The following is a 24,593-nucleotide window of genomic DNA, read 5'->3' as shown; positions in this document are numbered from 1 at the left end:
TTATATCCTCTCCTTTGAAATATTGACCCATTCATCACGGTGAATCACTTCAGCTCTGTTTGTTACAGTAAGAGCTGCAGCATCACTAGATGATTTCCCTCTAATTTCTTTTATTTCTTCTGCAGACATGTTGACCTGGCCTTTTCCTAATAATTGGCCTTTAGTATCTTTCACTTCTACGACAGCTCCACTTTCGAATGTTCCATGTACTTTTGTAATACCAGCCGGGAGCAGGCTTTTTCCTTTTTCCAAAAGGGCAGTTTTTGCGCCGCTGTCAATAATAAGTTCTCCGGCAGGCAGAGAATGAAGGGCCAGCCATTGTTTTTTGCTGTTTAATATAAAACCGCCAGGAAATCCGATATACGTGCCGTCCCCTTTTCCTGCCAGGATATCCGTTAAGAAAACGGGACCGTCTCCAGTGCCGATAAAGACGCGGACGCCAAGGGAGAGTGCGGTATCTGCTGCTTCAAGCTTTGATTTCATTCCCCCGGTTCCTACGCTGCTGCCTGTTTCCCCCGCTTGATCGTAAAGGTCTGGCGTGATTTCTGATAAAAAGTGATACCGTTTAGCGTCTGGATTTGTTTTCGGATTAGAATCATAAATACCGTTGATATCTGTTAGAATCATTAAACAGTCTGCATGAATCAACCCGCCGACAAGAGCAGAAAGCATATCGTTATCTCCAAAAGTAAGCTCATCTACTGCAATCGAATCATTTTCATTTATTATTGGAAGTACACCGCGGTGCAATAATTCGGACAAAGTAGAATAAGCATTTTGGTATTGAGACTTATTGGAGAAATTACTACGCGTTAACAGAATTTGTCCTGTTTCAATACCATATCGGTTAAACGCCTCCGTATAGGCTTGCATTAATAAACCTTGGCCTACTGCTGCTGCAGCTTGTTTACCTGCTACAGTAACAGGGCGAGACGGATATTTTAAACCGGAAAATCCTGCAGCTACTGCTCCGGATGAAATAAGAATAACCTGATGACCGGCTTTTCTTAATTCTGCTATGGCAGTAGTATATCCATTTAATTTTTCCCGGCTCAATTCACCCCCGGGATTGGTTAAGGAACTGCTTCCTATTTTTACAACAATGCGTTCTTTTTTCATCAGGATCACCTTAAATTATTAGTAAAATAAAAAGACTCTTCTGTCCTTAGTAAAGGACGGAAGAGTCTGATTCCGCGGTACCACCTTTATTGAAACACGCGTAAATGAGCAGCAGCACTGTTTATTACATACGTATTTCCTCTTTCTCCTGTAACGAAGGAGTTTACGGTCAGGTTATATCCCAGACAGCTCCAGGGCGGGTTCAGAGACATTTCTTCATGCAAATCCTTTCAGCCGGGGGATTTGCTCTCTGGTGAAGTCTGACCTCTTACTATTCCCTTTCAAAGCCTATGAATGGTTATGTTTTTAAGTATAAGCTTTTAGCTGTAAAATACATTTAGTTATAATATTATGTGAAAAATTCTGCCGTTTTGTCAAGGAGTTTAGTTAGATTTATATCTTTTTAGGAGGAATTGGTCCAATGTCTATGAAAGAAAAAGTGATCGTTGTTACAGGAGCATCGAGCGGAATTGGTGCTGCAATAGCAAAAAAAGCAGCAGAAAAGGGCCATCATCCTGTTTTAATTGCTAGATCTCGAGATAAATTAGAAAACGTACAAAAGGAAATAGAAAAAAACGGGAAAACGTGTTCTTTCTTTCAAGCAGATGTTACGAATGAATTAGAAGTGGAGAATGTCGTTTCCTTTCTTCATGAATCTTTTTCGAGCGTAGACGTTTTAATCAACAATGCTGGTGTGGGAAAGTTCGCATATGTAGAAGAATTGACTGCAGAAGAAACGAAGGAAATGGTAGAAGTGAATGTGCTGTCGGTGTTTTATCTCGTAAAAGCGGTGCTGCCCAGTATGAAAAAGCACGGGGGAGGCCATATCATCAATATCGGATCTCAGGCAGGGCGTCTTGCCACACCGAAAGCATCGATCTATGCTGCAAGCAAACACGCGCTAATAGGCTTTAGCAATGCACTGCGGTTAGAAGTAGAACCGTATCATATTTTTGTGTCTACCGTTAATCCAGGCCCGGTCCGCACACCTTTTTTTCAAAAAGCAGATCCTAGCGGAAGTTATGAAAAAGCGGTAGAAAAGCTGCTTATAGAACCAGATGATTTAGCAAAAAAAATCATTCGTACAATCGAAAAACCAAAACGTGAAATAAACATACCTTGGTGGATGGCTGGACTTTCTAAGCTGTATGGACTTTTTCCTGGATTAGTAGAAAAAGCAGGCAAAAAGCAATTTCAGAAAAAATGAGTTTAATATAATTGTATTATGTTAAGTTTTAAGTAGTTTTATTATTAAATAGGAAGAAACATTGCTGTTCATTAGCTCAGCATGCTAGACTATAGACAAATCTTCAAAAAGGAGACCGTATAATGTTGACAAAGAGAGCGGGGATTGCGGTCTGGCTTCATTCAACGAAGCAAGTACGTCAGCTGCGAAAATACGGAGTTGTTCATTACGTTTCGAAAACAATGAAGTATGCTATTTTATATTGTGACTTAAAGGATGCAGATGATACGGTTCAAACCTTGAATTCCTTGTCATTTGTAAGTAAAGCTGAACGGTCAATGAAGCCGGAAGTTCGTACAGAATTTAACGGACCGGTACATCCTGCAGAAAAAACGTTTGATTATAACGTAGGTATTTAGGCTGCTTTTCTTTCCTGATGGGAAGAGAGCAGCTTTTTATACGGTTATGAATAAAAAATGACGGCATTCAATGTACAGGAAAAGGATGAAGACGGTGCTGCTTTAGGACGTGGTATTTTCCACATAAAAGACTAAGACGGGATGTTTGACAAAAGGTGATGAGAATGGTTTCAGATTTTTTGCTCAAACAAAATAGTAAAATCCTTCTGTTTGTTTCGTTATTCGAAATATAATATAATAGCGAAGTAGAAAGAAGGGATTCTCTTTCATGATAAATTGGAAGAAAAATCTATATATATTAACGGCGTCTTTGTTTATTGTGATGGCAGCTATGACCATGATTATCCCGTTTTTGCCTCTTTATTTACAAGACCTTGGCGTTACCGATCCTGAGCAGGTAAGCATCTGGTCAGGTGTTATTTTTGGCATTAACTTTTTTAGTGCTTTTCTTGTTTCTCCCTTTTGGGGACGATTAGCCGATCGGCACGGGAGACGGTTGATGGTGCTTCGCTCCGGGTTTGGAATGGCGGTGGTCATGATACTTATGGGGTTTGCGACAGGTCCATGGAGCTTATTCTTTTTCCGTTTATTAAACGGAACGATTTCTGGGTTTAATCCGGCTTCGATTGCGCTCATCTCTACGAACACTCCGAAACAGCATGTAGGATACGCCTTGGGAATTTTACAAGCAGGGGCAGTGGCTGGAAGTATTTGCGGACCGCTTTTTGGAGGATTAATGGCCGAAATACTCGGTTTTCGGGCCATATTCAATATTACAGGTGTATGTATTGCTTTCGCTGCACTTACGGTTACTCTGTTTGTAAAAGAAGATTTCACTCCACCGAAAAATGAAGAAAAAACAAGCACATGGCAAGACTTCAAAACAGTTGCGGCTATTCAGCCCATTCCATTTGTTTATGTTATTATTTTCATCATCCAATTTGCTTTAATCGGTGTGAATCCTCTCGTGTCTTTATTTATTGAAGAGTTAAGCGGAGGGCAAAACAGCGCTTTTTATGCAGGTCTTGCTGTTTCTGTCATGGGGTTTGCAAATATGCTTGCTTCCCCTCGTCTTGGAAAGCTTAGTGACAAAAAAGGCGCACAGTATGTGTTGTATGGTTCTTTAATCGGCGCAGCACTGTTTGCTATTCCGCAGGCTTTTGTAACAGAACTCTGGCAGCTCATCGTTATGCGGTTTATGACAGGACTATGTTTAGGGGGATTACTTCCGGCAGCAAATACATTAATCCGTCAATTAGCGCCCGAAGGAATGGAAAGCAGAACTTACGGATTTTCCAATAGTTTCTTATTTCTTGGTTCCATGCTCGGCCCGATGATAGGCGGAATGATTGCTGCAGCAGCTGGGGTTAGAGGATTATTCGTTTTGTCTGCACTGCTCTTAATAATCGGCGTTTTCGTTATGAAACAACGAGTGGTTCCTAGATTAAAACAAACTTCATAGTCATATACTTTCTTATTAGTTAAAAAAAGGCTGTTCCTCAGGGTGTAGGAACAGCCTTGCCCGTATATCCCGGGCTATGGGAGAGGAGAAACCGGAGGAAGAGCTTATGGGGAAACGTAAGCCTTCTCCGCGGTTATCAGCAACATGGATTCATGCTGCTGTTTGTCAGTATGGACCTTGTCCTGTACTTTTATACACCTAAAATGAAATTTTCACGTTCTTGAAGTTCTTTGCCATATGCTAATTTTATGGTAGGATTAGGTCGATATCTTCGATAAGTAAAGCGCTTTTATATACGGCCTTTCATTCATTATAGGAATCAGCGAAATGGGTTCCTATCAAGCGCATTATTTATTTTATTTTCTAATTATATAAAGGATTGTGAGTGGTATGCGTGTAATCTCTGGAAAAAGCAAAGGCACTACCTTGAAAGCGGTACCGGGGATGAAAACCAGGCCTACTTCTGATAAAGTAAAAGAAGCACTTTTTCATCGAATCGGTCCATATTTTAACGGCGGCAGCGGACTTGATTTATATGCAGGCACTGGAAGTCTAGGAATCGAAGCTATGAGTAGAGGATTTTCCTCCTTTGTATTTGTCGATAAATCACCTCAAGCCGTAAAGGTAATTAAAGCAAATGTAAAAGCTGCAAATCTGCTCGACTCTTGTGAAATCTACCGTAATGATGCAAAACGTGCTTTAGCAGCGCTAGAAAAAAGAAAGAAATCTTTTGATCTCATTTTTATGGATCCGCCATACGATCAGCAAGAACTCGCTAAAATGCTGCAAGCCATTTATGATAAGGAACTTCTTACTTCATCAGGAAAAATTATTTGTGAACACCGTTCTTCTGTGAAATTACCGGATGCCATTTCTTTAATAACGAAACAAACCGAAGATTTATATGGAGATACAGGTGTTTCTATATATGCATTGGATAAATAAAGGAGGAACAAGCTCATGACTGCTATAGCTGTCTATCCTGGAAGTTTTGACCCTGTAACAAATGGTCACCTTGATATAATTGAACGCAGTGCAAAGGTATTTGACAAGGTGGTTGTCGCCGTACTACATAATCGTAACAAAGTTCCGTTGTTTTCTGTTGAGGAACGTGTTGCGATGCTAAAAGAGTCCACAGCTTACATAAGCAATACCGAAGTAGACTCTTTCAATGGTCTTTTAATTGATTACATTCGTGAAAAAAACGCAAGGACGATTGTAAGGGGCTTAAGAGCAGTGTCTGATTTTGAATATGAAATGCAGGCAGCTTCCATTAATCGTAAGCTTGACCCAGATATTGAAACATTTTTTATGATGACAAATAATCAATATTCTTATTTAAGTTCTAGTATTGTAAAAGAAGTCGCGAAATACGAGGCAAATGTGCAAGATCTGGTTCCAGCTTCCGTCCAAAAAGCGCTTCGGCAAAAATACAGCCATTTAACGGATGAAAAGTAGGCAGAAAAGGGTGTTCCGGAAAGTATTTTTCACTAATGGGACACCCTTTTTCTTTGGCGTTTTACATGTCTAGCGCAAGCGCCTACTCGCTCGAGATTCCTTTGGTTCGTCAATGGAAAGCAAAGATCAGCTTTCCATATGCCGACCCTCCAGGACTAGTCGCTCGTGAACAAGGCGCTTGCGCTTTTCTTTTTCTTTCTAAGAATGAAACGTTTTCGTGTGAATGATATACAAATATAGAAACAGTGCTCCTATTGTAATATAGCTTCCATACATAGACAGCCAGGTACCTATTGTCTCCCATGATGTTACAAAAAAAGATGCAGCTGGTCCGGTGCTGAAGACAGGTTGGTCGATTTGTCTTATATACAATGGTTCCCATAATACATACGTAAGCAAAGCAGCTAGAAAACCATGCATCCACCGAGCAGCAAAAAATGGTCCAAATCGAATATCCGTTTCAGCAAGCAGGCTGGCTACTTGAGCTTGTACGGAAAATCCGCTAAAGCCGAGGACAAAAGCAGCAATGATTCCTTTCTCTAACATATCCGGTTGTGTGAGATCACTAATTAATTTGCTCCCTACTGTTATCTCAAAAAATCCAGACAGCCAAGGGAAAGCGAGTTCTGGGCTGAATTGAAAAACGGATAAAACGGAAGCTGGCACTAAAGCAATATAATGAATAGCGCCAGTTACTTTTAAAATACGGTATAACACAGAAAACAAAACGATAAACCCCCCTATCATAAAGAGGGTGTGAATAGAGGTCGTAACAGCATCTCCTATTTTTTTTCCGAGCGGGCGTTCATCTTCTTCCTGTTCTTTTTTCAAAGCTTGAAAGGCAGATTTTAAAGAAGCAGATGACGCTGTAGGTGAAGAAGGTGGAGATGTTTTTTTATAGAAACGCATAAAAATTCCAACCAATGTGTTGGCACCGTAATGACAAACGGCTAATAGCAAACCGAATGCTGCATCTTGAAAAAAACCGACTGCTACGGCTCCACAAATAAATAATGGACTTGAAGAGTTTGTAAAACTTACTAATCGTTCTGCTTCTTCTTTCGTTAGTTTATTTTGTTTACGCAATTTCACTGTGAATTTTGCCCCGGATGGAAAGCCGGATGAAAGCCCCATCGCCCAAACAAATCCACCGCAGCCTGGAACATTAAACAAAGGACGCATTAGTGGTTCTAATAACACTCCTAAAAAACTAACAACTCCAAAAGCAATAAGTAATTCAGCTGTTATAAAAAAGGGAAGAAGCGAAGGGAAAACAGAGTCACTCCACATTGCTACCCCGCTTTTAGATGCTTCCAAAACGTCCTTTGGGAAAAGGATGAGACATAGTGCAAATATAAAAAGTCCGAGCGCCGCAAAGAGCATCCGGAAGTCTTTCATTTTCAAAATGGCTTGCCTCCTTCAAGCTTGGTTATAATAATATTGCTGCGGTGGAATTTTACTACATAGCTGCTGTCGTTTAATCCATAGAAGTACGCTTAGTAATAGAGAATTATAGAATGTATTTCCTTGTGTAAAGCATCCAGACACTGAAGGGACGCCCTCTTTTTTTCTAGGAATTTCCTGCTGGATTCGTGTTAGAATGAAAACACCTGCATGCCGCAAGATTGGTTGTCCTTTATACATGAATATGAAAGAGACATCATATTTTAGACCATATTCATGGCTTGTTTCTAAAGGAATGACCTTAAAAGCAGAAAGCAAGGGCAAGGAGGGTGATATATAGTGAAACCAGAGCGTCCATCCATTGGGCTCGCTTTAGGGGCAGGTGGTGTTAGAGGATACGCACATATTGGAGTACTTGAGAAATTGCAAGAAAATAACATACCGGTGGATTTAATAGCTGGTAGCAGCATGGGGGCGCTTGTTGCTTCTCTTTATGGAGCAGGACATGAACCCGATACACTAGAAAAATTTGCCCGGCTTTTCAAACGAAAATATTATCTTGATTTTAATGTCCCAAAAATGGGTTTAGTACAAGGCCAGCGGGTAAAAGACCTTATTTATATGCTCTCAAAAAAAATGAACATTGAAGATATGAGACTTCCTGTTGGAATTGTGGCAACCGATCTTACATCGGGTGAAGCTATTGTATTCCGAGATGGCTGTGCAGCGGATGCTGTTCGAGCAAGTATTTCCATACCAGGAATTTTTGTTCCTCAAAATTATAGAGGACGGATGCTTGTAGACGGCGGTGTGGCAGATAGAGTGCCGGCAAGTACTGCTCGCAGTATGGGAGCAGATTTAACCATAGCAGTAGATGTATCTTTTTATAACAAAGAACCAGTGATTGGTTCTATTTATGATGTGATTATGCAAAGCATGGATATTATGGGGAAACAATTAATAAAATACAGAGAAGTCGATGCAGATGTGCTTATTAAACCTATATCCTCGTATTACAATGCGGTCGTTTTTGAAAATGTGGACGAATTAATAGAAGCCGGAAGAGAAACAGCAGAAAACTACATTCCAGAGATACTAGAAAAGATAAATAAGTGGAAGGAGATCGAGCATGGCAAGGAATAAGAAACCAGGCATCCGCAGAAGCTGGCTATTACTTATTGTTTTAATCCTCATTCTATTGGTGAACCAAATTCCATTACCTTACTTTTATTCCCAGCCGGGAGAAGCGACGGCACTTGCTGATATGATTACTGTAGAAGAAGGTTTTGGGGAAGAAGGTCAATTTTATTTGACTACGATAAGGCAGCGCAGAGCTAATATTCCATTATACATTTGGGCTCAGTTTTCGGATTACCGCGAAGTAGTGCCATCTGATCTTTATTTACAAGAAAATGAAACAGATGAAGAATACTTTCATCGTCAGGAAATGATGATGGACAGCGCTCAGCAAGCTTCTAAAATGGTCGCTTATGAAAAAGCAGGCTTTGAATTTGAGGTCGAGTATAAAGGGATACGTGTAACGGAAGTAATAGAGAAAATGGATGCGTCTAATCACTTGCAGGAAGGCGATCTTATTACAGAATTAAACGGGGAAACATTGCAAACCCTCGAAGAAATGAACGCTTTATTAGAAGGTAAAGAAGCTGGGGAAGAAGTGGAGCTAACCGTTCAAAGAGGTGATCAAACGAAAAAAGAAACAGTAAAAATTGATACGTTTCCAGAAGAGATGAATGCAGAGAGCAGCACAGGGCTTGGACTTCTATACCCTTTTACTCAAAGAAGTGTTCATTTTGACCCAGAGGTTACTATAGAAGCAGGTGCAATTGGCGGGCCTTCTGCCGGTTTAATGTTCTCTCTTGAAATATATAATCAATTAACTGAAGGAGATCTCACCGGGGGGATGGATGTGGCAGGAACCGGCAGCATTGATGATGAAGGCAATGTAGGAAGAATCGGAGGCATTGCTCAGAAAATTGTAGCTGCTGATAAGTCAGGTGTGGATATCTTTTTTGCCCCGGATGATAATATAGCTGATCCGTCTAACTATGAAACAGCTGTTAAAACAGCTGAAGACATTAATGCCGACATGAAGGTGGTTCCGGTAAAAAAATTTGATGATGCTGTATCCTATTTAGAAAGCAGGCTTGAAGAAAAAACAGCAAATGAGACGGATCAAGCATCCTAATTTATTTTTAAAAATCAGTAGTATTAAATTCAGTAGTATTAAATAAGGAGCTGTCATAAGTCAGGTCGGCTAAATTTTTTTAAAAAACTCCAGCTGAAAAACAGAGTGTATTTCAGCTAAACTAACCTATAGACAGCTTTGTATGCTATGAAAAAATTATGAGTCAGTGCCTTTTGTTGTAATGAAGATGCTAGCGATTTCTCTTACAGTAACGTCACCGGTCGTTATGAAGAAAAACGGGGGGAAGTTGATATTCTTCCTTCCATTTTGTATTTCTTTTATTCGGCGGTAACGGGCTGTAATAAGCGAGTGCGGCTCTTTCATCAAGCTTTTGCTGTGGAGTTTTTTGTTTTGGGAGATTTGTAATCAACGGGATTTCTACATGTTTTTTTATTCGGTTCAAATACGACTGACCGGTTTCATTCATACCTAAAATGCGGATATGATCCGCTTGGCTTGTCAGCAATGCTTCATTAGCTTCCGTTTTCGTGGTGCCTGTTAACACTTGAACAGCCAGACGCTGGAGCCTTGTCCACGTGTATCGTTTCGTTTTTAACGCGCTCATAAATGACTGAAAAGAATCATGTGTTTTAATTAATGAATGAAACCGGTGCTCAAGCCCTTCCTCTGCTTCATAGATTTGCTCGAGGTACAAGGGAGATAAAGTTAATGTTTTCGCTTGCAATAACGGGAAATATTGCTCCCAATGAAAAAAATTTTCCTGCTTTTTTAAATACGTTTCCATTAAATTTCGTGTTGAAACGGGAATCGTATGAGCAATGTCTCCTGGTTTGTCCCCTTGATCGATAAGAGAACGACGAATGCTGGTTGCGCTTGCGATCGAATGTTCAGAAATGTGCTGGTCATGATAACCCGCTTTTGTGCGCCGGATGGTTTCTGGTTTAATGGAACTTTTTAAGTCGTGTACTGCTTGAATATAATGATACCCAAGTATATTGTTAGGCTGGGTTAAGTCTGGCCAATCTTTTTTTGGGTCAAGCTTTAGAAAAGCTAGAGAAGCTGCTTTTGGATAGCTGTACCCTTCATAGATGAATTCTTTAATGTATTGATTATATATTTTGTCGTTCGTTTGAAGGAATGCTAATACATCGAGAAATGGCTGAATATCGCCGTGTTCACTGCCAAAACAAACCACATCAGCATCTAGGTGGTGCAAAACAGAGACAGCACCTTTTGCAAACCAGCTTGCATGCTGACTCGAAAAAATATAAGGAAGTTCAACAACTAAATCAGCCCCGCCTTCAAGGGCCATTAACGTTCTGTCTCTTCTAGGCATTAGAGCAGGTTCGCCTCGCTGCAGAAAATAGCCGCTCATTACGCAAATGACAACATCTGCTTTTGTTTTCTCTTTTGAAGCTTGAAGGTGGTAGGCATGTCCGTTATGAAATGGGTTATATTCCACAATTAAACCTAGTGCTTTCATAATTTCCTCCCTTTGTTTCATAATAAGATATAGGTATTGAATTAACGCATACATCTTTTTCTTAAAAATGCAGCATGTTATGATATACTAACTGTTAAATCAATTTCATAAGTGCTATTTTGATTATCAAAAACGAACATTATATCGATTGCAGCGGAAGGCGGCGACTCCCTCCGGAAAGGTTGAGCTGAAGACCCCGCAGGCAGCTTGCTGCCAAGGAGGCTGAATAGAAGAAAAGGAACTTCTACTAAAAGCGCACACGTCCTGTGCAAGTGAAAGTGTCCGTCTAAAGCGAAAATCGAACGATAACGAGGGGGTTTTATATAATGTTCGTTTATAATGATATACAAATTATATAAAAAAATAAACAAGAATACCCTATCCCTTTGGCGGCGTCAGCACCTTCTGCATGCTAAGAGATGTGAGTAAGACGAAGTTCGCTTTTTTTAGGAAGCATACGCTTTCATATCAGTATAATGTAAAGAAAAAATATTGACAAATAGTTACATGGTGGATATAATTACTCTTGTTGCCTAGAGGTGATACCCAATGAAATGGAGTATACAACAACTTCTTGCTAAAAGGCATGAAGGTCTTACGGTGAACGAACAGGTAGATGTATCAGAATTAGTAGATCGTGACCGGGAGATTCGAGACATCACGCCTGTAAAGGTTACAGGCAGCGCATCATTTTCTGGTGAAACGATCGCTTTTTATTTAAAGATTAAAGGATCGATGACCTTGCCTTGTTCCCGTACGCTTGCCGATGTGGACTTTCCTTTTGATATAGAAGCAACGGAACGTTTTCGTTTAGATGGCATGCCTGTCGATGAAGAGGATATTTCTCTTCATGAACCTGAAAATGGTTACGTCGATCTGCTGCCGTACATTAAAGAAAATATTTTGCTTGAACTGCCGATTCAAATATTTGCGGAAAATATAGATGAAAAGGAATCACCTGCTCCGCAAGAAGGCAAAGATTGGGAAGTTATAAGCCAGCAGGCAGCGGAAAATCAAAAAGCAGAAAAACAAAATGAAGTAGATCCGAGAATGGCTGATCTAGCCAAATTTTTTGACAAAAAGAAATAACGAGGAACTCTTCGTTGTGAAAAACATGCAACCCCGTAAAGGAGGTGGGAAGAATGGCAGTACCAAAAAGACGTACTTCTAAAACCCGCACAAGACAACGTCGCACGCACTACAAAGTTGAAGTGCCTGGAATGGTTAAATGCTCAGAGTGCGGCGAATTGAAGCTATCTCACCGTGTATGTAAGCATTGCGGTTCTTACAAAGGTGAAACGGTAGTGGAAAAGTAATATAGGTAAAAAAGCTGTTTTACAAGGGCTATCCCCTTCGTAGAAACAGCTTTTTTTATACTTTAATTATACGCTTTTCTTATATCAAGCTTATCTTAGTACATGGGGGGAGAAACCAAGTGGGAAATAAGCTCAAGCTGAATCGGACTGATTTTTTTACATATATTGAATTAAATCGGCCGGAAAAACGAAATGCGATAGATTACGAAGTTATAGAGCAATTACATCTCATTCTTGACGAAGTGAAGGAAAAACAAGAGGACAAGTGCCTCGTTATTACGGGTACTGGGGAGGATGCTTTTTGTTCGGGTGGAGATCTTTCCGTATTTCATGAACTGTATACGAAAGAAGACGCTTATCAAATGCTTCATCAAATGAGCCGTGTATTGTTTAAATTGTATGCGCTTAATATACCAACAGTTGCCCTTTTAAATGGATTAGCTATAGGAGGCGGTGCAGAGCTTGCAACAGCTTGTGATTTTCGGCTTGCTGCTCCGCAATCAAAAATAGGGTTTGTACAAGGGAAGCTTGCTATAACGACAGGATGGGGAGGGGCTTCTATGCTAATGGAACGCCTTCGTCCAGAAGAGGCGTTTGAGATGCTGTTATCTTGCCAAATGTATTCTGCCCAACAAGCCAAAGAACTAGGCTTTGTCCAACAGGTATTAGGTAACAGTGATGTAAAAACCGAAGCAGAAAAACATTTTTCGGCGTGGCGGAATGTCCCTTTACAAGTACTAAAAGCTTATAAACAACGAAAGCTTGATAGAACAAATCTTTCCTCCTTGAAAGGAAGAATTCAAAAAGAAGTAGAAGAATGTTCGGTCCTTTGGGAGACGGATATTCATCATCAAGCAGTAGAGGCTTTTCAGCAGCGAAAAAGATAAAAAATGTCCATCTTTCCTTTCTTTTTCTTTAACTTGGAATATTTTTTTGAAAAGTAGGAGATAATCTTTTGATAGAGTCATTCTATCTTCTAGTTTTTAATCATAGAAATAAAGAAAAAGATCGGAGGGATCGTAATGGTATTACCGCGTCAGGATGCTTGGTCTGCAGATGAAGATATCATGTTGGCAGAAATTGTTTTAAGACATGTAAGAGAAGGTAGTACGCAGTTAGCAGCTTTTCAAGAAGCAGGTGAAAAACTTTCTAGAACGGCTGCAGCTTGTGGGTTTCGCTGGAATGCTTGTATTAGAAAAAAATATGAAGCTGCGATTGAATTAGCTAGAAAACATAAAGGAAATACGGAAAAAACGTTTGCTTCCCCTGAAAAGGAGATTGAAAAACTAGTAGAAGAAGATACGCAGAAAAAAACATCGAAGAAAAAAGAAACACTGAATGCTCGTGCAAGCGAAAAGAACTTAGAGCCGGCTAAAATGGCTAAAGAGTTAAAAAACATGGTTTCTTTTTTAAGGGAGCTATCTGATTACTTGGAAGATAATGAAGCTCAACAAGCAGAACAGCTGCTTGAAAAGAAGAATGAACTGCAGCGTGAAAAAGAAAAACTTGATAAAGAATTAAATCAAGTTAAAAAAGATTTCAATCGATTAAAGGAAGATTACAAGGCTTTATTAGAAGTTATGGAAAAAGCCAGAGCTCTGTCGGAAGGGGCCTTACCTTATTTGAATGAAGACAAAGAGATGGAAGAAAGCGGCTAAATATAGCAGATGGCAGATTCAAATAAAAAGAACCAGGGAGCATCTCTTATTTCATAGAATAATGTGCAAACAAATCATATATTCCCTGGTTCATTGATGTTTTTATTATTCTGGGCTTAATTTTGTTGTGCCTGCTGAATCCGGCTGTTCTTGAGCTTGCACTCCTGCTGGGTACCATACATAAGGATTTTCTCCGCGGTCACGTTCAGGGTTATAATCAACCGATTCAAAGCCCATTTTTTCCCAGAAATTATCGGAACGCTGTCTGGCATTCGTCTTTACTGGGAGATTAAAACTTTTTGCAAAATCCACAAGTGATTTTCCGAACCCTTTATTGCGATATGGCTGCAGGACCTCTAGTTTCCATAGTTCTAAATAATCTTGGGGCGGTTCAAAGTAGCGGTCAAATTTACGATCAATTTTATATAAACACATTCTGGCTACGAGCCGGTCACCGTAATAAATACCATAAAAAGGGGACTGGCTGTCATTTTCTATAATGTTTTCTTCTAACTCCTCTTTCATCGAAAGTTCTTGTGCCCCAATTTCTTTAAAGTTATTAAATTCTTCTAATGTTTTGTAGTTTACAAGTAAGCGCTTTACATGATGTGTACTCATATTAAGCCTCCTCTACTTAGGTCTACCTCTATTGTACTATACCGTAAAACACTTTTGGTAAAAGATATCTTCACTTTAAATAGGCGCAATAATTTTAACTTTCAAACAGTATCCCCCCTTGATTAATGAGAAATAGTCGTATATGCTAAATTTTAGAAAATACGCTTTTGCCCTGATTAACCGTGAACGGTTTTTCCGCGCGGCGCTTGGTAGGAGAGGGGAGTATTTGATTTTGACTGATGCCATGGTTTTCTTATTCGCCACTATGATCACTCTCCCGTTTTTAGCCTGGTATATCGTATATATTATTACGGTAAAATGGACAAAAAGAAAAGGAAAAGCTATCCGGCTTGCTGCAGACTCATCTACTATTCTATTCATCGGTTCCGTCCATTTTCTCGCCAATGTCATATGGGGGGAGTCTTTTTTTGGGATTATTATAATTATTATTTTATTGATCGCTGCGATTTTTACAATTTTACATTACCGTTCTAGAGAAGAAGTCGAATTTGTAAAATTAATGAAAGGAATTTGGAGATTTAATTTTTTTCTTTTTTTTACAGTCTACTTTTTGCTCGCTTTCTATGGAATGACGAGCTATTTGCTTTCGGCTTTTCTTGCTTAACACAACGTGATATTGTGATAAACAGAATAAGTAAACGCGGATGAAGTAGAAAGGTTGGACCGTACATGGATGTTTTTGAATCGTATTTTCCTCATCCGAATGCATTTGTAAAAGATTATAAAGAAAATATTGAGCAGGCCGCTTCTTTTTTCGATTATGGCTTATCAGATGATGAGATCCACCGCCGTTCTAAAGAGTTAAAAGAAAGGTCATTTGATAAAAAAGCACTATATCATCATTTGCATACATACAATAGTTCTTTTCTTTATAACGAAAAAGCCCTCGAAGAAATCGAAAAGCTGAAGGATTCAAATGCTGTTATGGTTGTAACAGGCCAGCAGGCAGGTCTTGCGGCTGGTCCTTTATATACCATATCGAAAGCAATAACGACGCTAAAACAAGCACAAAAACAAGAAAAACATTTAGGAATTCCAGTGCTTCCGGTTTTTTGGATAGCAGGGGAGGATCACGATTGGGAAGAAGTAAACCATATATTTCTTCCTGGATCGACCAGCCTAAAGAAATTTACATATAAAGGTCCGTTTCGTCCAGGAGTTCCGGTGTCAGAGCAGACAATCGAAGAAGATGCAATAATCAAATGGTGGATTGAATTGAAAGAATATCTGCCAGAGACCAATCATACAAAAGGCATTTACTATACCTTAAAAAAATTAGCCGGGCGTTCTTATTATTACACAGATTTTTTTGGCGAAGTAATGCGCTGGCTTTTCAGGGACACTGGTCTAATTATGTTAGATGCTCATAATCCTAATCTGCGAGCGTTAGAAAAAGATACGTTTGCTTCTTTAATAAAAAATCATAAAACCGTGCAAGAGGCAGTAGAATATGGAAGAAAGAACCGAGAGGCAGCCGAGTACCCGCTGCCGGAAGGGCTGCCTCAGGAAGGCGTTCACCTATTCTATCATTATCGCTCTCAAAGGCATTTGTTATTTGAAAGAGACAGCCAGTCTTTTACAGATAAAAAAGGCCGCGCTGTGTTTTATAAAGAGGAATTACTTGATTCATTGTCTTCCTCTCCTGTTTCTTTTAGCGCAAATGTATTTACACGCCCGCTCGTTCAAGAGAAATTACTGCCAGTACTAACTTTTATAGCTGGCCCGGGTGAAATTAACTATTGGTCTATGCTGCAGCCGCTCTTTCATAGTTTTCATGTAAAAGTTCCGCCTGTTTATCCGAGATACGAGTTTACGTTTATCCCCCGGAGAATTCAATCCATTTTACGACATGAAAATCTTTCAGCGATCCAGTTTTTAAACGGTGAAGCAGATAAAATAATTAATCGGCTTCAAGAGAGGGCAAAAAAAGTCGATGGGGGCCATATGGCAGATGTCCTTCTATCTGAAATTTCCCCATATCATGCGAAGATGAGGGAGGAGTGGGAACGTTTAAATCCCTCAGAAAAAAGTTTCGGCGACAAAAATTGGTCATTACTGAAAAAAAATATTATGGATTTAGCGAAAAAAATAGACGGGTTCCAGGAGAACCAGGAACAATGTCGCCTTCAAAAAATAAGAAAAACGGCACAATTATTATGCCCTTTAAATAGACCTCAGGAACGAGTTTTTAACATTTTATACTTTGTGAATAAGTCCGGTGATGATTTCGTCTCAAGACTAAATACCCTGGAATTTTCCGAGACTGTTTCGCATAAAATAATTAATTTGTAAAAAAGATGCAATTCATTAAAACTAAAGGCTGTTTTTGGAAGTCCTCTTCATAGGAAGGGGGCTTTTTTGTCGTGAAAAAATTTATAGAAAAAGTGGTACGAAGTGGGGGAATGTGGTAACTTAAATATAGAAAGTGGAGGAGGATGGTTCCGCAATGTTTATGGGGGAGTATCACCATAACGTGGATGATAAAGGAAGAATGATAATACCATCCCGATTTCGGGAAGGGCTGGGGGCTTCCTTCGTTATCACACGGGGAATGGATGGATGCTTATTTATTTACCCCATGGATGAATGGGAACGGCTTGAAAAGAAGCTTAAATCTCTTCCTTTTACAAAAAAAGATGCTAGAGCTTTTACCCGTTTTTTCTTTTCAGGAGCAGCGGAATGCGAACTGGACAAGCAGGGAAGGACAAGTATTCCCTCCACTTTGCGCCACTATGCTGGCCTGACCAAAGAATGTGTTGTTATTGGAGTGTCTACACGCGTGGAAATCTGGAGTAAAGAACGCTGGGATGACTATTTTGAAGAGTCACAGGAATCTTTTTCAGAGATCGCAGAAAATATTGTAGACTTTGATTTTTAAAAAATGGTGAAAAGAGAAAAGATAACATAGAAACATAAAAAGGGGGGAAGCGCTCCGTTGGACTCGTTTAAGCACGATACCGTGTTACTAGAAGAAGCAGTAGAAGGACTGGCAGTTAAGGATGGTACATACGTTGATTGCACCCTTGGCGGCGGTGGCCATAGTGAGGCCATTTTGCAGCGTTTAGAAGAAACAGGTCATTTATATGCCTTTGACCAAGATGAAACAGCCATTTACCATGCAAAGAATCGTTTAAATAATTACAGCGGTTCTGTTACTTTCATCCACTCGAATTTCGAAGAGATAAAAGAAAAACTTCAAGAAATGCATGTAACAGGCGTTGATGGTGTATTATTTGACCTTGGCGTTTCCTCTCCGCAATTTGATCAAGCAGAAAGAGGATTCAGTTATCGTTATGATGCTTCTCTTGACATGCGGATGGATCAAAATCAAGAGCTGACCGCCAGAGAGATAATTAATCATTGGAGTTTTGAGGATTTGGCCTATATTATCTCAAGATACGGAGAAGAAAAATTTGCGAAACAAATCGCAAGAAAAATTGAAGCTGCAAGAGCTAAAAAACCTATTGAAACGACGTTTGAATTAACAGATGTTATTAAAGAGGCGATTCCTGCTCCAGCGAGAAGAAAAGGAGGGCATCCTTCAAAGCGTACTTTTCAAGCTGTTCGAATGGCAGTTAATGACGAATTGAAGGTGTTTGAAAGGGCGTTAAAAGATGCAATTTCCCTTTTAAACAGCGGTGGGCGCATTTGTGTGATCACTTTTCATTCGTTAGAAGACAGGCTTTGTAAACAAGTTTTTAAAAAGGAAAGCAGTCCGCCTGATCTGCCAAAAGGGTTACCTGTTATCCCGGATGAAGCGGAACCTAACTTAAAGCTTATAACAAGAAAACCTATTCTGGCAGAAGAGTCAGAATTAAAAGAGAACAACCGTGCGCATTCTGCTAAACTGAGAATTGCGGAAAAACGTTAGGGGGAAGGCAATATGGATAATCTGGCCCGTCAACTTCAGCGCCAAAAACAAGAGAAACAAGTTGTACAGCAGCAAGTACAGCAACATTCGATTCAGAGAAAAGTAACGAAAGGAGAGAAACTGATTATTACAGGCATGCTGATGGCTGTGATATTAGCTTCCCTTCTTGTTGTCACAAATTATGCAAACATATACGCTCAAGAACGAGAAATTTCTTCTTTAAACCATTCGATCAATCAACAATCTGATATAAATAAAAGCCTTGAATTAGAAGTATCAGAATTGAGCGCTCCAGATCGCATAATGCACTATGCTAAAGAGGAGCTTGGAATGGAACTCAATGATGATAAAGTAAAAGTTATTCAAAACTCAAGGCCTTAACAATAATATAAGTAAATCTTGGGGGTTGGCCGAAAGTAGCATTTACTACTGGCCGCCCCTTTTAAGGTGAAAGGAAAACAACGAGGACATTTACATCTACAGGTGGTGATTAATTTGGCGCAAACTCGAAAAACCATTATAAAAAGAGCATTGCTATTAATGGTTCTTATATCTTTGTTTTTTTTAATATTTGCCGGGCGAGTGGTGTACGTACAAGTAGCAAAAGAAGTGAAAGGGCAGGATTTACAAGCAATGGCAGAGTCACGCTGGACGACGACTCAGACTTTGCATGGAAAACGAGGTACAATATTTGATCGTAAAGGAGGAGCACTTGCTGAAGAAGTGCAATCATATACGGCGTTTGCAGTTCTCGATGAAAATTATGAAGGTCATGTAGAAGATCCTGAAAAAACAGCAGAACAGCTGGCACCATTAATTGATATAGAAAAAAAGGATCTAATCGACCTTTTAACACGAGAAGAAGTTTTTCAGGTAGAGCTGGGACCGGGTTCGAGATACTTAACTTTATCTGAAAAACAGGAGATCGAGGAATTAGAACTTCCTGGAATACACTTTCGTACAGAAGAACAGAGGTATTATCCTAACCAAACGTTTGCCTCTCATGTACTGGGGTATACCGAAAGAGATATGAGTGAAGCGAGAATGGGATTAGAAGCAGGATTGGACGAACGCCTGTCTCCAACAGATGGGTCTTTGTCATATAAGCGTAATGTGAAAGGGATTCCTTTATTTGATAAACAGGAAGTCCTCCAGGAGCCAATAGACGGAGAGGATGTATACCTTACGATTGACTCGAATATTCAAACGGCATTGGAACAGGCCATGACAGAGGTTGAAGAAGAATATGAGCCAAATAAAATGACAGCTATCGTAGCAAACGCTGAAACCGGAGAAATTCTTGGGATGAGCAATCGTCCAAGCTTTAATCCTAATGAATATGAATCCATTACTAATTATACAAATTATGCCGTATCCGACCGGATTGAACCGGGGTCTACTATGAAAATGTTTACCTTAGCAGCTGCAATAGAAGAAGGAGTTTATAATGGAGAAGAAACATTTGATTCAGGAACTTATGATATTGGAAGCACCACAATAGGAGATCATAATAATAACAAAGGCTGGGGTGAAATTACGTACGATGAAGGCCTTGAACGCTCTTCTAATGTGGCGTTTGCTAAGCTTGCTTTAGAAAAGTTAAAACCAGAGCGGCTGTATAATTACCTTGGAGCCTTTGGATTTCGAGAAACGACCGGAATTGATCTGCCAAATGAAGCTAACAGCAATATTGCAGAGTCAAGTGAATTGGATGCGGCTGTTACTGCTTTTGGCCAGGCGACTGCGGTAACTCCGATTCAAATGGTAAAGGCAGCTACAGCGATTGCGAATGATGGGAAAATGATGAATCCTTATATCATCGACAAAATTTATAATTCTAGTGATGAAACGTATACCTATGAATCTGACCCGGAAAGTGCCGGTAATCCAATTAGTGAAAAAACAGCAGCAGAAGTGAGAAAAAAGCTAGAGAACGTAGTCACCTCTGAAAATGGGACAGGGCGTCCTTTCTATATAGATGGGATTGATGTAGCCGGAAAAACAGGAACAGCACAAATCAGTAATCCTGAGGGTGGAGGCTATATTTCTGGACAAAACCAAAATATTTTCTCTTTTATGGGCATGGCCCCGGCAGATGATCCGAGCATTATTGTATATGTAGCGGTTGACCGTCCGAAGTTAGAGGGGCATGAAGCAGGTTCCGCTCCAGTAGCTGCGATATTTAACCCCGTTATGAAACAAAGTTTGTCTTATATGAATCTTACTCCTCAAGATGTAGAAGATGAAGAGGTATATGAAGAACAGGGTATCGAAGCTGAATCATATGTTGATCAGCCAATGGATAAAGCCGTCCATGAATTAGAGGAATTTGGACTTGAACCGGTTGTGCTAGGTGATGGCAGCACGGTTGTTGACCAATATCCGACAGAAGGTGAACCGTTAATTATAGGAGAAAAAGTATTTTTACGCACTGATGGAGAAGTAAAGATGCCAGACTTAGGAGGATGGTCGCTGCGAGATGTGAAGAGGATGAGCGATCTGCTCGGCTTATCACTGCACCATGTTGGTTCTGGTTATGTGACAGATCAAAGTGTTGAACCTGGAGCTTCCATACAGAAAGAGGGTTACGTAACCGTAGAGTTAAACGCACCATCCCAAATTAGAGAAAATCAAGAGGGAGAAAGTGGTGAACAACCGCCTGAAGAAGGACAAGCTGAAGGAGAAACAGACGATGATATACAACGAAGAGATTAATAGAGAAGAAGCTTGAATTTGTGACCGTTCTTATAAAAAAGAAACAAGCATAAGGTGTAAAGAGGCAGATATTTCTCTTTTTACTATCAACCTTATGGTGGTGTTTCGGACATGCGCGTATCATTTGTAACGGTTAGAAAAAGACTCTTTTTTGTACTCATTGCAGGCGGGTTAGCAATAATGATTCTTCTCATACGACTTGGCTATGTTCAATTTTCCATGGGGGAGTGGCTGACTGAATTAGCAGAGGACTCTTGGAGCAGAGATGTTCCATTTGAAGCAGAACGCGGAGAGATTATTGATCGGAATGGAGAAGTTCTTGCAACAAATGTAAGTGCCCCTTCCGTTTTGGCTGTGCCAAGACAAATTGAAGATCCGGAAGATGCCGCACAGAAGTTAGCAGAAGTGCTTGGTGTGAGTGTGGAGAAAGCACATGGGTGGGTCACCCAAAATGAACGGATGGTCCGCCTTACCCCTGAAGGACGAAAAATCAGCAAAGAAAAAGCTGCAGAAGTAAGAGACCTTGAAATAGAAGGGATTTATATTGCAGAAGACAATAAACGCCATTATCCGAAAGGGAAGTATCTTTCCCACGTTCTTGGATTTGCGGGGATTGACAACCAAGGGCTGACAGGGATTGAACAATATTATGATGAGAAGTTAAAAGGTGTACCAGGACGAGTGTCCTTCTTTTCGGATGCAAAAGGCCAGCGTATGCAAGGTATGGCGGATCAGTACAAACGTCCAGAACAAGGGGAAAATTTAAGGTTAACAATTGATTCTAGGGTCCAAACTATAATAGAGAGAGAGCTCGATATAGCAGAAGCAACATATGATCCGGACGGAGCACTGGCCATCGCAATGGACCCGGATTCGGGCGAGATTTTAGCAATGAGCAGCCGGCCCGATTTTCATCCAGAAGAATACAGGGAAGTTCCGCCTGAGATCTACAACCAGAATAAGCCGGTTTGGTCCCAGTATGAACCGGGTTCTACGTTTAAGATCATTACACTTGCAGCAGCATTAGAAGAGGACAAGGTTGACCTTGAGCATGACCATTTCCACGACCCGGGCTATATTGAAGTTAACGGTACGAAACTTCGCTGCTGGAAGAAAGGCGGCCACGGTGAGCAGTCATTTTTAGAAGTTGTTCAAAACTCCTGCAACCCTGGCTTTGTCGTACTCGGAGAGAGGCTTGGGAAGGAAACGCTGTTTGACTACATTAAAAATTTTGGCTTTGGACAAAAGACTGGCATCGATCTTCAAGGAGAGGGAAAGGGTATTTTGTTTGATGAGGAAAATGTCGGGCCGCTTGAGTTAGCAACAACCGCATTCGGGCAAGGTGTTTCGGTTACTCCGCTGCAGCAAGTGGCAGCTGTATCGGCGGCTGTGAATGGCGGATATTTGTATGAACCACATTTAGCAAAAGAATGGCTCGACCCCGTAACTGGACAGGTGAAAGAGTCTCAGCCGCCTGTTATGAAAAAACGAGTCATTTCTGAGGACACCTCAGCAGAAGTTAGAAATGCTTTAGAACACGTTGTAGCTAAAGGTACAGGAAAAGGAGCGTTTGCGGACGGGTATAGAGTCGGCGGGAAAACAGGTACAGCTCAAAAAGCAGTAGGCGGTAAATATTTAGAAAATAACCATATCGTATCTTTTATTGGATTTGCGCCTGCAGATGATCCAGAAATCGTCGTCTATACAGCGATTGATAATCCAAAAGACACGCTGCAGTTTGGTGGTATTGTAGCTGCTCCGATTGTCGGAAACATTATAGAAGATAGTTTGACGGTAATGGAAGTAGAAAGAAGAAGCGAACAAATTGAAAAAGATCTAGCCTGGAATGATGATGTGCTTATGGAAATGCCTGATATGACCGGGTTAACGTTAAAAGAGCTTCATAATGCTTATTATCCACTTAATATTGAAACACAAGGAGAGGGGTCTGTAATTGTTTCTCAGTCTCCAAAAGCAGGGGAAAAAGTGAAAGAAGGTGCAACAATTAGACTTTACCTTGGTGACAAAACAGATTCTTCCGATTAAAATAGAAAAGACGTCTTTTGAGAGCCGGCTGTTTTCCATACGGTTCAGCCGGTGTCCTATCTTTAAATTTATTAACTCCTAAGGCTTCCGCCATAAGGACTTGGCTGGCGAGAAGCCAAGTTTTTCTAACTATTTTATGTTTCAGGAGAGATTTACAATGAAAAAATTAAAAGATCTAACAAGTCATTTGCTCGGTGAAAATATAATACCTAATGAAAATCCATCTATTACTTCTATACATATGGATTCTAGGGAAGTAAAAAAAGGCGGCTTGTTTTTTTGTATCCGAGGCTATACCGTAGATGGTCATCAATTTGCCGAGCAAGCAGAAAAACAAGGAGCCAGCGCTATCGTAGCCGAAGAAAAACTTAATGTTAGTATACCCGTAGTCCTTGTTAAAGATTCAAAACGGGCAATGGCTATAATGGCAAATATGTTTTTTGACCACCCGACTACCAAGTTCCGTTTGATTGGAATCACGGGAACGAATGGAAAAACAACGACCAGCCATTTAGTTGAAACGATTTTACAAGAAGATAAGCGTAACACAGGCTTAATCGGCACCATGTATACAAAAATTGGTGCAAAGAAAGCTGAAACGAAAAATACGACGCCAGAATCCCTGCCATTGCAAGAGCTGTTTTCAGAAATGGCTTCTTCACAAGTTGACAGCTGTGTGATGGAAGTGTCTTCGCATGCCCTTGATCTTGGCCGAGTAAGAGGCAGTGATTTTAATACAGCCGTGTTTACTAATCTGACAAAGGATCATTTAGATTATCATCAAACAATGGAAGCATATAAACAGGCCAAGGGTCTCTTGTTTTCCCAGCTTGGAAACACGTATGATGGAGAGCGCAAAACAGCTGTTCTAAATGCAGATGATGCTGCTTCAGAGGATTTTGAAAAAATGTGTGCTGCTTCTGTTCTTACATACGGAATCGACAATAGAAGTGACATTCAAGCAATAGATGTAAACATTTCGCCGACTGGCACGACGTTTACCTTAGTAACCCCGTGGGGAGAGAGAAAAATTGAACTTTCTTTAATCGGTCGTTTTAGTGTTTACAATGCGCTTGCTGCAGCTAGTGCCTGTTTGGCAGAAGGGGTCGGGCTTGACACAATAAAAAACGCTCTAACTAAAGTGAGCGGTATAGCTGGTCGTTTTGAACCAGTCGATGCTGGTCAGCCATATGCTGTTATTGTCGATTATGCACATACACCAGATAGTTTGGAAAATGTCTTGCAAACGATACAGGATATGGCAAAGGGAAGCATTTATGTCATTGCAGGATGCGGAGGAGACCGAGATGCAACCAAGCGGCCCGAAATGGCTAAAATTGCTGTGAAATACAGTCATCATGCCATTTTCACATCTGATAATCCGAGAAATGAAGACCCTCAGCAAATTCTCGATCAAATGGTAAGCGGTGTGCATCAAGAGGATACGTATACCGTTATTGCGGACCGAAGAGAAGCCATTCGTTACGCTGTTGAACGAGCAAACGACAATGATGTTATTTTAATTGCTGGAAAGGGCCACGAAACCTATCAAGTGATCGGTGAAAACGTTTTAGAATTCGATGATCGGAAAGAAGCTGAAAAAGCCATCATAGATATAAAACAAGGCAGACAATAAGAAAGGAGGATACG

The 24,593-nt window shown here is 40.3% G+C and carries 24 protein-coding genes and 1 other annotated feature; of the genes, 20 read left to right on the top strand and 4 right to left on the bottom strand.

The genetic code is table 11. The annotated features are described in order from the left end of the window. Entirely contained in the window at window positions 1-1,119 is a 1,119-nt protein-coding gene (gene proB, locus FZF09_RS04925) for a glutamate 5-kinase (protein WP_158735476.1), read from the bottom strand. 49 nt (window positions 1,120-1,168) lie between these two features. Next, window positions 1,169-1,413: a binding site (T-box leader), on the bottom strand. 127 nt (window positions 1,414-1,540) lie between these two features. Between proB and FZF09_RS04920 the strand changes: the two genes are divergently transcribed. The 6 genes from FZF09_RS04920 (at window position 1,541) to FZF09_RS04895 (ending at window position 5,871) form a co-directional block, all read left to right on the top strand. Next, window positions 1,541-2,326, top strand: coding sequence for an SDR family NAD(P)-dependent oxidoreductase (locus FZF09_RS04920; protein ID WP_158735475.1), 786 nt, complete (start codon window positions 1,541-1,543; stop codon window positions 2,324-2,326). Between the two features lie 122 nt (window positions 2,327-2,448). Continuing rightward, window positions 2,449-2,724: a YlbG family protein gene (locus tag FZF09_RS04915; protein WP_158735474.1), complete on the top strand. Its 276-nt coding sequence runs from the start codon at window positions 2,449-2,451 to the stop codon at window positions 2,722-2,724. A 268-nt stretch (window positions 2,725-2,992) separates the two neighbouring features. Further along, the gene (locus FZF09_RS04910) at window positions 2,993-4,186 is read left to right on the top strand and encodes an MFS transporter (protein ID WP_158735473.1); all 1,194 of its coding nucleotides are present in this window, start codon (window positions 2,993-2,995) and stop codon (window positions 4,184-4,186) included. 390 nt (window positions 4,187-4,576) lie between these two features. Then, window positions 4,577-5,131, top strand: coding sequence for a 16S rRNA (guanine(966)-N(2))-methyltransferase RsmD (rsmD, locus tag FZF09_RS04905; protein WP_158735472.1), 555 nt, complete (start codon window positions 4,577-4,579; stop codon window positions 5,129-5,131). Window positions 5,132-5,146: 15 nt separating this feature from the next. After that, complete coding sequence (gene coaD / locus FZF09_RS04900; RefSeq protein WP_158735471.1) at window positions 5,147-5,644, top strand: pantetheine-phosphate adenylyltransferase; 498 nt, start codon at window positions 5,147-5,149, stop codon at window positions 5,642-5,644. A 65-nt stretch (window positions 5,645-5,709) separates the two neighbouring features. Continuing rightward, window positions 5,710-5,871, top strand: a complete 162-nt coding sequence (locus tag FZF09_RS04895) for a hypothetical protein (protein ID WP_158735470.1) — start codon at window positions 5,710-5,712, stop codon at window positions 5,869-5,871. Here FZF09_RS04895 and ylbJ read toward each other — a convergent pair. Beyond that, the gene (gene ylbJ, locus FZF09_RS04890; protein WP_199256754.1) at window positions 5,843-7,042 is read right to left on the bottom strand and encodes a sporulation integral membrane protein YlbJ; all 1,200 of its coding nucleotides are present in this window, start codon (window positions 7,040-7,042) and stop codon (window positions 5,843-5,845) included. The two genes, FZF09_RS04895 and ylbJ, sit on opposite strands and share 29 nt — an antisense overlap. A 345-nt stretch (window positions 7,043-7,387) precedes the next feature. On the opposite strand from ylbJ, the gene FZF09_RS04885 reads away from it, so the two are divergent. After that, entirely contained in the window at window positions 7,388-8,191 is an 804-nt protein-coding gene (locus FZF09_RS04885) for a patatin-like phospholipase family protein (protein ID WP_158735468.1), read from the top strand. Next, entirely contained in the window at window positions 8,178-9,254 is a 1,077-nt protein-coding gene (locus FZF09_RS04880; RefSeq protein ID WP_158735467.1) for a SepM family pheromone-processing serine protease, read from the top strand. The genes FZF09_RS04885 and FZF09_RS04880 overlap by 14 nt, the downstream gene beginning before the upstream one ends. A 214-nt stretch (window positions 9,255-9,468) precedes the next feature. Here the strand turns inward: FZF09_RS04880 and FZF09_RS04875 are convergent, their stop codons facing one another. Further along, window positions 9,469-10,698 (bottom strand): nucleotidyltransferase, encoded by a 1,230-nt coding sequence (locus tag FZF09_RS04875; protein WP_158735466.1) that lies wholly within the window; start codon window positions 10,696-10,698, stop codon window positions 9,469-9,471. Between the two features lie 549 nt (window positions 10,699-11,247). Here FZF09_RS04875 and FZF09_RS04870 point away from each other — a divergent pair. From FZF09_RS04870 to FZF09_RS04855, 4 genes are all read left to right on the top strand, one after another. After that, window positions 11,248-11,787, top strand: a complete 540-nt coding sequence (locus FZF09_RS04870; RefSeq protein WP_158735465.1) for a YceD family protein — start codon at window positions 11,248-11,250, stop codon at window positions 11,785-11,787. A 53-nt stretch (window positions 11,788-11,840) separates the two neighbouring features. Beyond that, entirely contained in the window at window positions 11,841-12,014 is a 174-nt protein-coding gene (gene rpmF / locus FZF09_RS04865; RefSeq protein WP_158735464.1) for a 50S ribosomal protein L32, read from the top strand. 119 nt (window positions 12,015-12,133) lie between these two features. Next, entirely contained in the window at window positions 12,134-12,901 is a 768-nt protein-coding gene (locus tag FZF09_RS04860) for an enoyl-CoA hydratase/isomerase family protein (protein ID WP_158735463.1), read from the top strand. 135 nt (window positions 12,902-13,036) lie between these two features. After that, window positions 13,037-13,672: an RsfA family transcriptional regulator gene (locus FZF09_RS04855; protein WP_158735462.1), complete on the top strand. Its 636-nt coding sequence runs from the start codon at window positions 13,037-13,039 to the stop codon at window positions 13,670-13,672. A 105-nt stretch (window positions 13,673-13,777) separates the two neighbouring features. On the opposite strand, the gene FZF09_RS04850 is transcribed toward FZF09_RS04855, so the two are convergent. Beyond that, the gene (locus FZF09_RS04850; protein WP_158735461.1) at window positions 13,778-14,290 is read right to left on the bottom strand and encodes an N-acetyltransferase; all 513 of its coding nucleotides are present in this window, start codon (window positions 14,288-14,290) and stop codon (window positions 13,778-13,780) included. A gap of 232 nt (window positions 14,291-14,522) precedes the next feature. On the opposite strand from FZF09_RS04850, the gene FZF09_RS04845 reads away from it, so the two are divergent. The 8 genes from FZF09_RS04845 to FZF09_RS04810 all read left to right on the top strand — a co-directional run bounded on the left by FZF09_RS04845 (window position 14,523) and on the right by FZF09_RS04810 (window position 24,579). Beyond that, on the top strand, window positions 14,523-14,915 hold the full coding sequence (locus FZF09_RS04845; protein WP_158735460.1) for a DUF3397 domain-containing protein: 393 nt from the start codon (window positions 14,523-14,525) through the stop codon (window positions 14,913-14,915). Between the two features lie 65 nt (window positions 14,916-14,980). After that, the gene (gene bshC / locus FZF09_RS04840) at window positions 14,981-16,603 is read left to right on the top strand and encodes a bacillithiol biosynthesis cysteine-adding enzyme BshC (RefSeq protein ID WP_158735459.1); all 1,623 of its coding nucleotides are present in this window, start codon (window positions 14,981-14,983) and stop codon (window positions 16,601-16,603) included. A 154-nt stretch (window positions 16,604-16,757) separates the two neighbouring features. Continuing rightward, window positions 16,758-17,189, top strand: a complete 432-nt coding sequence (gene mraZ / locus FZF09_RS04835; protein ID WP_158735458.1) for a division/cell wall cluster transcriptional repressor MraZ — start codon at window positions 16,758-16,760, stop codon at window positions 17,187-17,189. 57 nt (window positions 17,190-17,246) lie between these two features. Continuing rightward, window positions 17,247-18,182 carry a 16S rRNA (cytosine(1402)-N(4))-methyltransferase RsmH gene (rsmH, locus tag FZF09_RS04830; RefSeq protein WP_158735457.1) on the top strand — a complete coding sequence of 312 codons (936 nt, stop codon included), beginning with the start codon at window positions 17,247-17,249 and terminating at the stop codon, window positions 18,180-18,182. A 12-nt stretch (window positions 18,183-18,194) separates the two neighbouring features. Further along, the gene (ftsL, locus tag FZF09_RS04825) at window positions 18,195-18,563 is read left to right on the top strand and encodes a cell division protein FtsL (protein WP_158735456.1); all 369 of its coding nucleotides are present in this window, start codon (window positions 18,195-18,197) and stop codon (window positions 18,561-18,563) included. 105 nt (window positions 18,564-18,668) lie between these two features. Beyond that, entirely contained in the window at window positions 18,669-20,897 is a 2,229-nt protein-coding gene (locus FZF09_RS04820; protein WP_233269416.1) for a penicillin-binding protein, read from the top strand. 111 nt (window positions 20,898-21,008) lie between these two features. After that, window positions 21,009-22,943: a stage V sporulation protein D gene (locus tag FZF09_RS04815; protein ID WP_158735455.1), complete on the top strand. Its 1,935-nt coding sequence runs from the start codon at window positions 21,009-21,011 to the stop codon at window positions 22,941-22,943. A gap of 157 nt (window positions 22,944-23,100) precedes the next feature. Further along, complete coding sequence (locus tag FZF09_RS04810) at window positions 23,101-24,579, top strand: UDP-N-acetylmuramoyl-L-alanyl-D-glutamate--2,6-diaminopimelate ligase (protein WP_158735454.1); 1,479 nt, start codon at window positions 23,101-23,103, stop codon at window positions 24,577-24,579. The last annotated feature ends 14 nt before the right edge of the window (window positions 24,580-24,593 follow it).

This window comes from Alteribacillus sp. YIM 98480 (assembly GCF_009765375.1).
Classification (GTDB): Bacteria; Bacillota; Bacilli; order Bacillales; family Marinococcaceae; genus Alteribacillus.
The sequence above is the reverse complement of the archived record's forward strand: the minus strand, read 5'-3'. Positions and strand labels throughout refer to the sequence as shown.